Origin of the sequence: Streptomyces sp. NPDC002057 (assembly GCF_040296665.1) — a bacterium.
GTDB lineage: Bacteria > Actinomycetota > Actinomycetes > Streptomycetales > Streptomycetaceae > Streptomyces.
Map to the genome: position 1 here is coordinate 120,311 of NZ_JBEOXR010000017.1, position 13,861 is coordinate 134,171.

The following is a 13,861-nucleotide window of genomic DNA, read 5'->3' on the forward strand; positions in this document are numbered from 1 at the left end:
CCACTGACGCTCACCGGGACGGCGTACGGATCACCCCGGCGGTTCCGGATACCCCCTGGGGTCCTCCTCCGCCAGACGGCGGAGGGCGGCCGCCGCCCGCTCCTCGGGCGGGGTTCCGTCGTCGGCGAGACGCCAGAGGTACTGGCGTACCGGCCGGTCCGTGTCGGGGGTGCCGTCGGCGGTCAGGGGCGGGCCGTCGAAGGTGACCACGGTGGTGTCCGGTTCCCGGAAGTCCGTGGAGATCCACCCCCGGCGCAGCCCCCACCGGGTGAGCAGTCCGGGCCGCTCGCGCAGCCCCGCGCTGATCAGCCAGGCGGTGCGGCGGGCCGGCCAGATCCAGCTCCGGTCCCGCTCGGCGCGGGCGATCTCGGCGTCGTACGCATCGGCGTCGAAGCGGTACGCGGGGGTCTCCGGCGATCCGCGCGCGGGTCCGGACGGGCGTCGCCAGCCGTCCCAGACGACGTGCGCGCCCTCGCGCCGCACGGTGACGTACAGGGCGCCGCAGCAGCCCTCGGTGCAGTACGCCTCGGCGAGCCGCACCTCCCGGGGTTCGGGTCGGGCCCGCAGGGCGCCGCTCGCCAGGAGCTGCTCGGGCGATTCGCCGGGCCCCCGTCCGAAGGCCTCCGGGACCAGGGGGCGCCCGTCGACGAGGAAGCGGGTCTCGACGACGTCCGGGTCGCCGGGGTCGGCGACGGCGACCTCGATCCGCAGCCGGGGTGCGCCGGACGGTTCCACGGGCCGGGTGGCACGGAGCCGCCGTGCGGTACGGCGGATCCAGTCGGCCCGCCGGAGGTCGTCCCGGTCCGTGGCGGTCCCGGGCTCCCGCACGGCGCCGAGGAGGAGGGCCATCACGTCCCGTCTGCGCCCCGGTGGCCAGGGCAGGAGGTGTGCGGCGCCGCTGTGCAGGCCGAGGGCGAGCGTGACCAGGCGGGCCTGGTGGCCGAGGAGCGGGGGCAGCTCGTGGGCGCGGGCGGCCACCGTCTCGTACAGGGTGACGGCATCGTCGTACCGGCAGATCTCGGCCTCGTAGTTCCGGCCGCTGCCCATGCGGGTGAGGAGGCGCAGGGCCTGGGCGAGGAGGTCGGGGCGGTCCGGCTCCCGGCGGAGGAGCGTGGGCAGGCCGACAGCCTCCGCGATGCGGCGCGCGTGCTCGGGGCCGAGGCCCCGGGGTGAGGTCGGGAGGGACAGGAGCAGTTCGGCGGCGGTCGTCTCGTCCCCTGCGACCAGCGCGTCGACGAAGCCGCGCGGTTCGGTTCTCCGGGTCCGGTGGACGAGCCACACCAGCGCGGAGGCCTTGCGGTCCAGGGGGTCCAGGACCGTGACGACCTGGCGGTCGAGCCCGGCGAGGAGCCCGAGGACGCGCAGGTGGGGCACGTCCTCGGGCTCGCCGTGCCGGGCCAGGAGTCCGAGCCCGGCGGCAACGGCGTGGACGGTCGTCCCGTGACGGGTCAGGCACCGTCCGAGGGTGCGGGCCCGGTCCAGAGCGTCGGGATCGCCGGGAGGCGGCAGATCGGTGACGGCGTGGAAGACGTCCCTCTCCTGGACGGGGGTCGCGGCGAGCATCCGCTCCAGTTCCACGGCGGCGCGCTCGGGGTCCGGGTCGGCCAGGAGGCGGAGGAGGAGCGCGGTGACGGCGAGACGGGACTCCCGGACGCCGAGGCCTCCGGGACCGCGAGAGCCGCCGGAGCCATCAGGGCCGCCGGCCGGGTCGTGTGGTGGGTAGGCGCCGTCCGGCAGGGGCAGCCCGCCGTGGGGCAGTGGGGCGTCGGGGGCGGAGGCGCGCAGGCCCTCGGCGTACGCGTACAGGGAGGGTGCGAGCGTCGGGCGCTCGTACGGTGCGCTCATCGCGCGGGGTGGGACTCGTTTCGGTAGGTCATGGCGGCATCCTGTCCCCCGGCCGCCCGCCGCGCCATCGGTTTTCCGGTGCCCGATTGTTCCGAATCGGGCGAAACTTCACCAAGAGGTGCGTATAGGCTGTCGGCCGCAGTTCTCGTACCCGACCTTCCGGAGTGCTCTCGGTGACCATCGCCCTCGACCCGTCCGACACCTCCTCGACCGTCCCCGCGCCCGCCGATCCCCCGTCCCCGACGGTGGAGCGGCCGGACGCGGCGGGCGAGTTCTGGGTGCAGCAGCCGGAGCCGCAGACGCAGGCGGTCCCGGAGGACACGGCTCCGGAGGCGGAGTCCCCGGAGATCCCGGCGGACGAGGCCCCGGAGGCCCGGGAGGCCGCCGAGCTCGCGGCCGAGGACGATCCCGACCCCGCCGACCTCGCTCCCGCTGCGGACCTCGACCCCGTCGTCGTGCGGGACGCCCTGGACTTCGGGGTCTACGCCCGGACCGGCGGCTGGACCTTCGCGCTGAAGGTGGCGCGGAGCGTACGGCCCGGCGGTCAGCCCGCCGAGGGGACGGCGGCGACGAAGGTCTCCGCGAAGGCCTTCGCCCGGCTCGCGGGGTGCTCCCCCGAGCGGGTCATGCGGTACTACAAGGCCTGGGACATGGCGGCCGACGACGGTCTCGTCCCCCAGTTCGAGGTGCTCGTCCCGGGCGAGGAGATCGAGCTGCCGGACGCGGACGTCTGGCTCTCGTACTACACCTCGCGCAACAGCGCGACCTCCGTGCGCGGCCAGGCGATCAGCGCGGCGGCCGAGGCCGAGGGCATCCGGCCGACGAAGGCCCTGGAGGTCGCCGAGAACCCGACGGCGCTGCGGGCCGCGATCCTCGCCGACCCGGGGACGGCCGAGGCGGCGCGCGGCGCGCTGCTCGACCGGATGCGGGAGGACCCTGCCCTCCAGACCGAGATGGCCCGCGCCATCGCGCGCACCGACGACCTGAAGAAGGCGGTGGCGAGCGAGGCGAAGGCCGCCGACCGCATCGGGTACGTCCGCCAGATCGTCGAGAACGGCCAGATCAAGACCCCCGCCGGGCAGACCGTGGAGGCGCCGGCCGAGCTGCGCGCCGAGGCGGAGCGGCACCTGTCCCTCCTCGACGAGCTCGACGACTCCGAGGAGGCGGGCGAGTGGGCCGGCGAGGCCTACGACGCGGTGAAGGGCCTGGTCGCCAGGGCCGTCGAGGAGGATCCGGCGCTGCGCGTGCAGGAGCGGCGGACGAAGTTCTACAACAGCCTGCAGAAGGCGACGAAGGTCTTCGAGGAGCTGACGCTCGACGAGGTGATGGAGGAGGACATCTACGAGGCCGACATGCTCCAGCGCCTCGAAGCCCTCCAGGAGGCGATCGGCACCTGCATCAGCGCGCTGCGCAAGGCGACGACCACCCCCTGACGACCACGTCCCGCTCCCCTGACGGCCCCCTTCCGGGGGCGGCCGGTCAGTCCTGGTGGCCGAGCTGGAGGTCGCGCTCGGTGCGGCCTCCGCCGGCCATCTGGAGGACGGTCGCGACCGGCGGGTAGCCGGCGGCGATGACCGTGTACTCGCCGGAGGACAGGTCCACGAACCGGAAGGTGCCGTCGGCCCCGGTGGTGAGGGTGTCGACGACGTTGCCCGCGGCGTCGAGCAGGGTGACACGGGCGTCCTCGACGGGGCGCCCGCCGCCGGCCCGCACCGTGCCGCGCAGGACCGCGCCGCCGGCCAGTTCGATGTCCTGGCGGGTCTCGCGGGAGGACTGGACGCTCACCGGGAGCGCGGCGGGCCGGAAGGCGGGGGCGCTGGCGGCGAGGGTGTACTCGCCCGCGACCAGTTCGGAGATGACGTACCCGCCCTCGCGTCCGCTGCGGGTGGAGGCGACGACCTCGCCGCGTACGTCGGTGAGGGTGACGGCCGCGTCCCGTACGGGCGTCCCGTCGGCGGTGACGACGCTGCCCGCGAGCCGCCCGGCGCCGCCGAGGACGACGTCGAGGTCGATCGGCCGGTCGCCGACGGTGACGGAGACGGCCTGGGGCTGGTGTCCGCCGGCCGCCGCGATCAGGACGTACGCGCCGCTGCCGGGGACGCTCAGCGCGTACCGTCCGTCCTCGCCGCTGGCGCCGCGGCCGACCTGCCTCCCCTGGACGTCGATGAGGGTGAGGGCGGCCCGGGGGACGCGGCTGCCGTCGTGGTGCTGGACGGTGCCGCAGACGGGGAGCCCGGAGTGCGGCGGGGCCGCCGGGGCGGCGGGCGCGGGGGCCGCGTGGCGGGCGTGCGGGACGGCCTGGACGCCGCCGAAGCCGTCCGCGTCGGTGGCCTCGGTGGTGGGGCTGTGGTGGGACACCAGCGGTTTCTCCTTGAGGAAGAAGGCGAGGACGAGGCCGAGTACGAGGACCGGCACGAGGTAGAGGAAGATCCGCGGCATCGCGTCCGCGTACGCCTGGATGTAGGCGTCGCGCAGGGCGGGCGGCAGGGTGTGCACCGTCTGCGGGGTGATCGACTCGGCGGGCGGCAGGGCGGTCGGGCCGCCGGACAGGACGCCGGCGAGCCGGTCGCCGAGCGCGTCGTCGAGCCGGGAGGCGAAGAGGGTGCCGAAGACGGCGGCGCCCACGCTGCCGCCGATCTGGCGGAAGTAGGTGTGGGCGCTGGTGGCGGTGCCGAGGTCGGCGGGGCGCACGGAGTTCTGCACGGCGAGGACGAGGACCGGCATGACGAGGCCGATGCCGGTGCCGAGGACGGCCTGCCAGAGGCTGTGCTGGAGGCGCGGGGTGTCGATGTCCATCCGGGAGAGCAGCCACATGCCGAGGACGGAGAGGGCTCCGCCGGCCACCGGGTAGATCCGGTAGCGGCCGGTGCGGCTGATGAGCTGGCCGGAGACGACGGAGGCGAGGACGATCCCGCCCATGAGGGGGAGCATCAGCAGGCCGGACTCGGTGGCGCTGGCCCCCTCGACCATCTGCAGGAAGCTGGGGAGGTAGCTGGCGGCGCCGAAGAGCGCGATGCCGACGACCGCGCCGACGAGCGCGGTGACGGTGAAGACCGGGTCGCGGAACAGCCGGAGCGGGATGAGCGGTTCGGGTGCGAAGTGCTCGACGACGAGGAAGAGCAGGGTCGTTCCGGCGGCGCCGCAGGCGAGGGCGAGGACGACGCGGGAGTCCCAGGCGTACTCGGTGCCGCCCCAGCTGGTGAGCAGGACCAGGCAGGTGGAGGCGGCGGCGAGGAGCAGGGCGCCGAGGACGTCGAACCGCGCGCGTGCCGTGGGCTTGGGGAGTTTGAGGACGACGGCGACGACGGCGAGGGTGACGAGCCCGAAGGGCACGTTGAAGTAGAAGCACCAGCGCCAGGAGACGTGGTCGGTGAAGAAGCCGCCGAGGAGGGGGCCCGCGACGGAGGCGAGGCCGAAGGCGGCGCCGATCAGGCCCATGTACCGGCCGCGCTCCCGGGCGGGGACGATGTCGGCGATGATCGCCTGGACGCCGATCATCAGGCCGCCGGCGCCGATGCCCTGGATCGCGCGGAAGGCGATGAGTTCGTCCATGCTGCGGGACCAGCCCGCGAGGCCGGAGCCGATGACGAAGACGACGATGGCGAAGAGGAAGACGCCCTTGCGGCCGAGGAGGTCGCCGAGCTTCCCGTAGATCGGCAGGCCGATGGTGGAGGTCAGCAGGTAGGCGGTGATCGCCCAGGACATCCGGTCGAGGCCCTGGAGTTCGCCGACGATCTTCGGCAGGGCGGTGGCGACGATCATCTGCTCCAGCGCGGCGAGGAGCAGCGCGAGCATCAGGCCGCAGAAGACGAGCCGGACCCGCCGGGGATCGAGGTGGTCGGCCGGTCCGGAGTCGGGCGGGGGCGCGACGCCTGCGGGCGGGGCGCCCGGGGCGAGCGGCTCCGCGCCCTCGGTGGGCGAGGTGCCTTCGCCGCCCGCGGCACCTTCGGTGTGTTTCGCCATCGTGATCGCGCCCACGGATCTGCTCCCCTCGTCGCGGCGTCTGCGCCGCGCCATTCTTCGCATTGGGCGCGAAGCGGGAGCAAGTCGGGCGGTACGGGAGGTCAGTGGCGTCCGGGCCGGTGAACGGGCCCGTGCCACGGCGCACTTGGGTCGCTCATCAGCGCGTTTACGAGAAGGCCCGCGCCCCCCGGCGCACGCGGCGCCGGTACGGGGGGTGCGGGCGATCCACTCGAATCGGTGAACGCTCCGGGCGTTACTTCTCGACCTCGTCCGCCAGCTTGGCGAGAACGGCGTCGTAGATCCGGCCGAGGCCCTTGGGCGCGAAGGTCCGCTCGAAGAAGCCGCCGACGCCGGTGGCGCCGTCCCAGACGGTGGTGACCACGGCACGGGACTTGCCCTCGCCGGCGGGGGTCACGACCCAGGTGGTGACCATGGAGGAGTTGCGGTCCTTCTCGACGAGCTGGCCGTCGGTGGGCTCGGTGACCTCCAGGAGGCAGTCGCGGACGCGCTTGCTGGTGGCCTGGAGCTTCCAGTGGACGAGGGTGCCCTCGCCGTCGCCGCCCTCGCGCACCTCGTACTCGCTGAAGTGCTCGGGGAGCAGCTTCGCGCGCGTGCCGCTGTAGTCGGCCAGCGCGTCGAACACCGTCTCCGCGTCCGCGGCGATGATCCGTTCCGTGGTGGCCTCGACCTGCGCCATTGACTTCCTCCAGCTCGTGGTTCCTCAGGGGGTGTGGGCCAAGCGAACCACGTGGGCTCCGGGGCGCGAAATCCGGGTTGCGGCAATCAAGGGAACATGTGTTCTATTCTGATCGAACGGCCGAAGCAGAGCCACCGAGGAGGCGTCCATGCGCTGGGACAATCTGGGCGACACCCCTGCCGCTCCCGCCGACATCACCCTGTTCGGAACGGACGCGGTGACCACCCGTACCTTCGACACCCCGGAGTTCCGGGGCATCACCTTCCACGAGGTACGGGCCCGCTCGATCCTCAACCGGGTGCCGGGCGCCTCACGGATGCCGTTCGAGTGGACGGTCAACCCGTACCGGGGCTGCACGCACGCGTGCGTGTACTGCTTCGCCCGCAGGACGCACAGCTATCTCGACCTCGACACCGGACTCGGGTTCGACTCCCAGATCGTCGTCAAGATCAACGCCCCGGAGGTACTGGCCCGCCAGCTCGCCTCCGCCCGCTGGCAGGGCGCGCACATCGCGATGGGCACCAACGTCGACTGCTACCAGCGGGCCGAGGGCCGCTACCGGCTGATGCCGGGCATCCTCACGGCCCTGCGCGACCACGCCAACCCCTTCTCCATCCTCACCAAGGGCACCCTGATCCTGCGCGACCTGGAGCTGCTCACCCAGGCCGCCGAGGTCACCGAGGTCGGCATCTCCGTCTCCGTCGGCTTCACCGACCAGGAGCTGTGGCGCACGATCGAACCCGGCACCCCCTCCCCCCAGCGCCGCCTCGACGTGGTGCGCGCACTCGGCGAGCACGGCATCGACTGCGGGGTCCTGATGGCCCCCGTGGTCCCCTTCCTCGGCGACCGGCCCGAGCAGCTGCGCGACACCGTGCGCGCGATAGCCGAGGCGGGGGCGAGTTCGGTCACCCCCCTCGTGCTCCATCTGCGGCCGGGCGCCCGCGAGTGGTTCGCACAGTGGCTGCGGCGCCACCACCCCGGCCTGGTGGGGCGGTACGAGCGGATGTACGGGGACGGGGCCTACGCGCCGACCTGGTACCAGCGCCGGATCACCCGTCAGGTGCACGAACTGGCAGCCGAGTTCGGCATCGGTCCGGCCCACCGGGGAGGGGCGCGCCGGACACCCCTGCCCGAGGAACCGGAGACGGCGACGGCCCCGGAGCAGCTCACCCTGCTCTGACGGATCGGCGGACGGACGCCGACACCGACACCGACACCGACACCGACACCGACACCGACGAACCCCCCTGACGGGTCAACAGCACGCCTGACACGCCGTCGGATCCTCCTCTGTTCGGGTCAACTCTGGGCGAAACAGGTCCCGCCGTGCCCCGCACGGGACACAAACGCCCCATGACTCCACGCGCAGGAATGCTGATCGCCGCAGGAGCGCTGGTCGCCGGGACGGTCACCGTCCTGCCCGCCACGCCCGCCGGCGCCGGTGAACCGACCCCCCGTCCGCTCCTCCCGCTCGCCTGGACCGACTGCGCCACCAAGGCGTACCCGAAGCTCCAGTGCGCCTCCCTGAAGGTGCCGCTCAACCACGACGACCCGGCCGGCCGGACCGTCACGCTCGCCCTCACCCGGGTCCAGCACACCGCGAAGAACTTCCAGGGGCCGCTCCTGGTGAACCCGGGCGGCCCCGGGGGCAGCGGCCGCGGCATGGCCGGGTACGTGGCGGCCTCGCTGCCGGCGAAGGTGGCCGCCGAGTACGACGTCATCGGCTTCGACCCGCGCGGGGTCGGCAAGAGCGAGCCCGCGCTCGACTGCCGGCCCGGTCACTTCGCGCCGGTCCGCCCGGACTCGGTGCCGGGCGGCGCCGCGGACGAGCGGGCGGCCGTCGAGCGGGCCCAGGCCTTCGCCTCGGCCTGCGGCAAGAAGTACGCGGACGTGCTGCCGTACATCGACACCGTCAGCACCGCCCGGGACCTGGACGTCATCCGCCGCGCCCTCGGCGCCCCGAAGATCAACTACCTCGGCTACTCGTACGGCACCTACCTGGGAGCCGTCTACGCGCGCCTGTACCCGGACCGGGTGCGGCGCATGGCGCTCGACTCCGTCGTCAACCCGCACGGTGTCTGGTACGAGGACAACATCGCGCAGGACTACGCCTTCGACACCCGCCACAAGGCGTTCATGGCGTGGGTGGCCGAGCAGGACGCCGTGTACGAGCTGGGCACCGACCCGGCGGCGGTCGAGGCGGCCTGGTACCGGATGCGCGACGCGCTGCGCGCCGCTCCGGCCGGCGGGAAGGTCGGACCGGGCGAGCTGGAGGACACCTTCCTGCCCGGCGGGTACTACAACGGCTACTGGCCCCGCCTCGCGAAGGCGTTCTCCGCGTACGTCAACGACGCGGACGCGGTGCCGCTGGAGGAGGCGTACGAGCTGTACGGCGAGGCGGACGCCGCCGCCGACAACGGTTACTCGGTCTACACGGCCGTGCAGTGCCGGGACGCGGGCTGGCCCCGCGACTGGAACGTCTGGCGCAAGGACAGCTGGGACGTGCACGCGAAGGCGCCCTTCTCCACCTGGAACAACGCCTGGTACAACGCGCCCTGCGCCTTCTGGCCGGTGGACTCGCTGACCCCGCCGGACGTCAGCAACGACCAGGTGCCGCCGGTCCTCGTCCTCCAGGCGACGGACGACGCGGCGACGCCGTACGAGGGCGGGGTCGCCCTGCACCGTCTGATGCGCGGCTCCAGCCTGGTCGTGGAGGAGGGCGGCGGGAACCACGGGGTGACCCTCGGCGGGAACGCCTGCATGGACGAGCACCTCACCACCTACCTCGCCACGGGCACGGTCCCGCGCGGTGAGGGCGACGCCGAGGTGGACGCGGTCTGCGCCACGCTGCCGGACCCGGAGCCGGAGCCCGCGACCCGGGCCGCGGAGAAGGACGCGAAGAAGGACACGAAGAGGGACGGGACCGCCCTGCACGGGCTCCTCGGCCACGTCCGCTGACCCACGCCCCTCGACGGGGACCACGTCGACGCACGACGTACCGGGTCGGCGGACGGACAGCGGAGAGGTGCCCGCGACCCCGGGGTCGCGGGCACTGTCAGTGCCGTGCGCGAGGATGTGGGACATGACGAGCCACCTCACCCACGTCCCCGCTCCCGACGGCATCGCCCCCACCCCGCAGTACAGCCACGTCGTGTGGGGGACGGGCCGCTTCGTCGCGATATCCGGCCAGTGCGCGTTCGACGCCTCCGGCGCGGTGGTCGGGGTGGGGGACGCGGTGGCGCAGGCCCGTCAGGTCTTCGCGAACCTGGAGCGCTGCCTCGCCGCGGCGGGCGCCGGGTTCGGGGACGTGGTGAAGCTGACCTACTTCGTCACGGACGTGGCCCATCTGCCCGCGATACGGGAGGCCCGGGACGCCCACTTCGCGGGGGCGCCGCTGCCGGCGAGCTCCGCGGTGCAGGTGGCGGCGCTCGTCCGCCCCGAACTGCTCGTGGAGATCGAGGCGTTCGCCCTCGTTCCCGAGCGGCGGCAGGACGCCGGCGCGGACGGCCGGACCGAGACCGGCTCCCGCCCCCGTCTGCGGTCAGTGGGCGGTGCCGAGCCGTCCCAGTGACCGTGCGGCCGCGGCGCCCAGCCGGGGGTGCGGGAGGACGGCCTCCAGCGCGGGGCGGGCCCGGGGGTCGCCGAGGGCGCCGAGGCCCTCGACACAGGCGAGGCCGACGCGCCAGTGGGGGTCGCCGGCCGGCCGGCGGCGTTCGAGGACGGTGATCAGGGCGGGGACGGACTCGGGGGCGCGGAGGTCGGCGAGCAGCCTGATCGGCACCAGGGCGTAGGCGACGCGGAGTTCGTTGGTGGCGAGGGTGGCGGCCGCGCGGGCGGTGCGCGGGTCGCCGAGCCGGGTCAGGGCGTGCGCGGCCGTGACGCAGCGCTCGGGGTCGCGGTGGTTGAGGAAGAGCACGAGCGCCTCGAAGGCGCGGGGGTCGCCGGCGACGCCGAGGGCGTAGGCGGCGATCTCACGGGCCCAGAGGGGCCGGCCGGGTGCGGTGAGGACGCGGTGGAGTTCCTCGGGGTCGGCCGTTTCCGCGAGATGTTCGAATGCCGTCGGGACCGCTCCGGAGTCATTCTCGATCTCGTCCCGCAATCGATCGATCATCGAGCAGAATTCCGGATCCTCGGCGCATTCCATGAATCCGAGCCTATCCGCGATCCAGATCACATTTTCTCAACTTCCCGGGACTGGCGCGCTCGTTACCCGCCGGTTAGTCTCAGGTGAGCGGGACACACCACCCGCACTTCTCACAACGGCCTGGTGACGCAGCCGTTGTGGGCGTTTCGTCGGTTCGGCAGTTCGACGTGGCTCCGGGACAGAGTCCGTCGCCCCTTTTCACCGGGCACCGCCCTTTCTTTCGGGCCTTCTCCCGTGTGATCTCCCGCGCGACTTCCCTCTTCGTGCAATTCCGCGGCACCACCCGCGCGCACCGCTCTCGCACTGCCCTCAGTCGTCACTCTTCCTCTGGAGTCCCCTGATGGACACCCCTCTCTCCACCATCGCCGTCGTCGGTCTCGGCACCATGGGCACCGGCATCGCCGACGTCCTCGTCCGGGCCGGCCGCGAGGTCATCGGCATCGACATCAGCGACACCGCCGCCGCCCAGGCCGTCGCCGCCCTGGAGGCCTCCACCGCCCGTGCGGTGGCCCGCGAGCGGATCACCGAGGAGGAGCGGCAGGACGTCCTGGCCCGCTTCCGTACCTTCTCCGACCTCCAGGCGGCCGCCGACGCGGACCTCGTGATCGAGGTCGTGCCCGAGTCGTACGAGGCGAAGCACGAGGTCTTCCGGGCCCTGGACGGGATCGTCCGGCCCGGCACGATCCTGGCCACCGGGACGAACGCGCTCTCCGTGACCCGGCTCGCCGCCGACTCGGCGCACCCCGAGCGCGTCCTCGGCCTGCACTTCTTCACCCCGGTCCAGGCCATGAAGCTGGTCGAGGTGGTCTCCTCGGTGCTGACCGACCCGCGGGCCGTCGACGCCGTCACCCGGCTCGCGCAGGACCTCGGCAAGGAGCCGGTGGCGGTCGGCGACCGGGCCGGGTTCATCGCGGACGGGCTGCTCTTCGGCTACCTGAACCAGGCCGCCGCCATGTACGAGGCCAAGTACGCCTCCCGTGAGGACATCGACGCGGCCATGCGGCTGGGCTGCGGCCTTCCCATGGGTCCGCTGGCGCTGCTCGACCTGATCGGCGTCGACACGGCCCGTACGGTCCTGGAGGCCATGTACGCGGACTCGCACGACCGGCTGCACGCCCCCGCCCCGATCCTCAAGCAGCTCAGCGAGGCCGGTCTGACCGGTCGCAAGTCGGGCCGCGGCTTCTACACGTACGAGGCGCCGGGCTCCGGCGAGGTGGTGCGGGACGCGCTGACCCCGCTCGGCGCGGCGGAGGCCGGTGCCGGCCGTGAGGTCCGCTCGGTCGGCGTCGCCGGCTCGGGCACCATGGCCTCGGGCATCGCCGAGGTCTTCGCCAAGGCCGGGTACGAGGTCGTCCTCGCCGCCCGTTCGCAGGAGAAGGCGGACACGGCCAAGGCCCGGATCGCCAAGTCGCTGGCCCGCTCGGTCGACAAGGGCCGGATGACCGGCGAGGCGCGCGACACGACGCTGGCCCTGATCACCCCGGCGGGCACGCTCGACGCCTTCGCCGAGGTCGACCTGGCGGTCGAGGCGGTCGCCGAGGACCTGGAGATCAAGCAGGAGCTGTTCGCGCGCCTCGACAAGATCTGCAAGCCGGGTGCGGTGCTGGCCACCACGACCTCCTCGCTGCCGGTCGTGGCGTGCGCCCGCGCCACCTCGCGCCCGCAGGACGTCATCGGGATGCACTTCTTCAACCCGGCGCCCGCGATGAAGCTGGTCGAGATCGTCCGTACGGTGCTGACCGGCGACGACGTCCACGCCACCGTGCGCGAGGTCACCACGCGGATCCGCAAGCACCCGGTGGACTGCGGCGACCGCGCCGGCTTCATCGTGAACGCGCTGCTCTTCCCGTACCTGAACAACGCGATCAAGATGGTCCAGGAGCACTACGCGACCCTGGACGACATCGACGCGGCGATGAAGCTGGGCGGCGGCTACCCGATGGGGCCGTTCGAGCTGCTGGACGTGGTCGGCCTGGACGTCTCGCTCGCGATCGAGCAGGTGCTGCACCGCGAGTTCCGCGACCCGGGTCTCGCCCCGGCCCCCCTCCTGGAGCACCTGGTGGCGGCGGGCTGCCTGGGCCGCAAGACGGGGCGCGGCTTCCGCGAATATGCCCGACGCTGATCCCGGAGCGACCGGCTGGGGCGGTCTGCTGAGTCCCCCGGGCACCGTCGGTGTCCCGGGGTTCTCACCGCCCCCACCTGGGCACACTCCCCCTCCGATGCAGTACGTTCGGACCATGCCCAAGGCCGCGAAGACACCCCGTGCCACGTCCCCGTCCGACGCTCCGGAGAGCGCGGCGGGCACTCGTGCCGCCGCCCAGCGACTCAAGATGCGCCGGGAGCTCGCCACGGCCGCGATGGAGCTCTTCGCGACCAAGGGGTACGAGGCCACGACGGTCGACGAGATCGCGGCCACGGCGGGGGTCGCGCGGCGGACCTTCTTCCGTCACTTCCGCTCCAAGGAAGAGGCGATCTTCCCGGACCACGACGACACCCTCGTGCGGGCGGAGGCGGTGCTGAACGCGGCGCCGCCGCACGAGCACCCGCTGGACACGGTGTGCCGGGGCATCAAGGAAGTCATGAAGATGTACGCGGGGTCCCCGGCGGTCTCCGTGGAGCGCTACCGGCTCACGCGTGAGGTGCCGACCCTGCGGGAGCGGGAGATCGCCTCGGTGGCCCGCTACGAGCGGCTGTTCACCCGGTACCTCCTGGGGCACTTCGACGAGCGCGACCACCACGACGGCAACGACGACCCGCTGCTCGCCGAGGTGGCGGCGTCGGCGGTCGTGACGGCCCACAACCACGTGCTGCGCCGCTGGCTGCGGGCGGGCGGTCAGGGGGATGTGGAGTCCCAGCTGGACCACGCCTTCGCGATCGTCCGGGAGACCTTCGGCTCGGGGATAGGCGCGGGCCGGCCGGCCCCCTCCTCGTCCTCCTCCCCGCAGGCCGAACCGGCTCCGGCCGTGCGGGCCTCCACCACGGGTGACGTGGTGGTCGCGGTGGCCCGTACGGACGCCCCGCTCGACGAGGTCATGCGGACGATCCAGCAGGCGCTCGGGACGGCCTGAGCCGCCCCTCCAGGGCCTGCGGGCCCCTTCCACGACGTGGGCCGCCCCCCGAACGGGGGGCGGGCCCCTGTTCGGTCTACCACTTAAGGGCGGTGGGGGGGGTCGATTAGCTAGATAAACCCTCATAAGTGAACAGGATATTGG

At 73.2% G+C, this 13,861-nt stretch carries 9 protein-coding genes and 1 pseudogene; 6 read left to right on the forward strand and 4 right to left on the reverse strand.

Translation table 11 applies throughout. The annotated features are described in order from the left end of the window. Positions 1-30 precede the first annotated feature (30 nt). On the reverse strand, positions 31-1,845 hold the full coding sequence (locus tag ABT129_RS16395; protein WP_351901336.1) for a hypothetical protein: 1,815 nt from the start codon (positions 1,843-1,845) through the stop codon (positions 31-33). A gap of 173 nt (positions 1,846-2,018) precedes the next feature. Between ABT129_RS16395 and ABT129_RS16400 the strand changes: the two genes are divergently transcribed. Then, a complete protein-coding gene (locus ABT129_RS16400; protein ID WP_351901338.1) occupies positions 2,019-3,278 on the forward strand; it encodes a hypothetical protein in 1,260 nt (419 codons plus the stop codon). 46 nt (positions 3,279-3,324) lie between these two features. On the opposite strand, the gene ABT129_RS16405 is transcribed toward ABT129_RS16400, so the two are convergent. Continuing rightward, a complete protein-coding gene (locus tag ABT129_RS16405; protein WP_351901365.1) occupies positions 3,325-5,808 on the reverse strand; it encodes an MFS transporter in 2,484 nt (827 codons plus the stop codon). A 253-nt stretch (positions 5,809-6,061) separates the two neighbouring features. Continuing rightward, positions 6,062-6,505, reverse strand: a complete 444-nt coding sequence (locus tag ABT129_RS16410) for an SRPBCC family protein (protein WP_351901340.1) — start codon at positions 6,503-6,505, stop codon at positions 6,062-6,064. A 148-nt stretch (positions 6,506-6,653) separates the two neighbouring features. On the opposite strand from ABT129_RS16410, the gene ABT129_RS16415 reads away from it, so the two are divergent. From ABT129_RS16415 to ABT129_RS16425, 3 genes and pseudogenes are all read left to right on the forward strand, one after another. Next, complete coding sequence (locus ABT129_RS16415) at positions 6,654-7,685, forward strand: Rv2578c family radical SAM protein (RefSeq protein WP_351901342.1); 1,032 nt, start codon at positions 6,654-6,656, stop codon at positions 7,683-7,685. A 173-nt stretch (positions 7,686-7,858) separates the two neighbouring features. Continuing rightward, complete coding sequence (locus ABT129_RS16420; RefSeq protein WP_351901344.1) at positions 7,859-9,463, forward strand: alpha/beta hydrolase; 1,605 nt, start codon at positions 7,859-7,861, stop codon at positions 9,461-9,463. 124 nt (positions 9,464-9,587) lie between these two features. Continuing rightward, a pseudogene (locus ABT129_RS16425) lies at positions 9,588-9,986 on the forward strand (RidA family protein); the annotation flags it as partial. A 60-nt stretch (positions 9,987-10,046) separates the two neighbouring features. Here ABT129_RS16425 and ABT129_RS16430 read toward each other — a convergent pair. Continuing rightward, entirely contained in the window at positions 10,047-10,649 is a 603-nt protein-coding gene (locus ABT129_RS16430; protein WP_351901346.1) for a HEAT repeat domain-containing protein, read from the reverse strand. A 340-nt stretch (positions 10,650-10,989) separates the two neighbouring features. Between ABT129_RS16430 and ABT129_RS16435 the strand changes: the two genes are divergently transcribed. Together ABT129_RS16435 and ABT129_RS16440 are read left to right on the forward strand one after the other, a co-directional pair. Beyond that, a complete protein-coding gene (locus tag ABT129_RS16435) occupies positions 10,990-12,771 on the forward strand; it encodes a 3-hydroxyacyl-CoA dehydrogenase family protein (protein ID WP_351901348.1) in 1,782 nt (593 codons plus the stop codon). A 115-nt stretch (positions 12,772-12,886) separates the two neighbouring features. After that, a complete protein-coding gene (locus ABT129_RS16440) occupies positions 12,887-13,717 on the forward strand; it encodes a TetR family transcriptional regulator (RefSeq protein WP_351901350.1) in 831 nt (276 codons plus the stop codon). Positions 13,718-13,861 lie beyond the last annotated feature (144 nt).

Coding starts and splice junctions, on each gene's coding strand:
- ABT129_RS16395 (WP_351901336.1), bottom strand. CDS start 1,845: ATGAGCGCACCGTACGAGCGCCCGACGCTCGCACCCTCCCTGTACGCG.
- ABT129_RS16405 (WP_351901365.1), bottom strand. CDS start 5,808: ATGGCGAAACACACCGAAGGTGCCGCGGGCGGCGAAGGCACCTCGCCC.
- ABT129_RS16410 (WP_351901340.1), bottom strand. CDS start 6,505: ATGGCGCAGGTCGAGGCCACCACGGAACGGATCATCGCCGCGGACGCG.
- ABT129_RS16415 (WP_351901342.1), top strand. CDS start 6,654: ATGCGCTGGGACAATCTGGGCGACACCCCTGCCGCTCCCGCCGACATC.
- ABT129_RS16420 (WP_351901344.1), top strand. CDS start 7,859: ATGACTCCACGCGCAGGAATGCTGATCGCCGCAGGAGCGCTGGTCGCC.
- ABT129_RS16430 (WP_351901346.1), bottom strand. CDS start 10,649: ATGGAATGCGCCGAGGATCCGGAATTCTGCTCGATGATCGATCGATTG.
- ABT129_RS16435 (WP_351901348.1), top strand. CDS start 10,990: ATGGACACCCCTCTCTCCACCATCGCCGTCGTCGGTCTCGGCACCATG.
- ABT129_RS16440 (WP_351901350.1), top strand. CDS start 12,887: ATGCCCAAGGCCGCGAAGACACCCCGTGCCACGTCCCCGTCCGACGCT.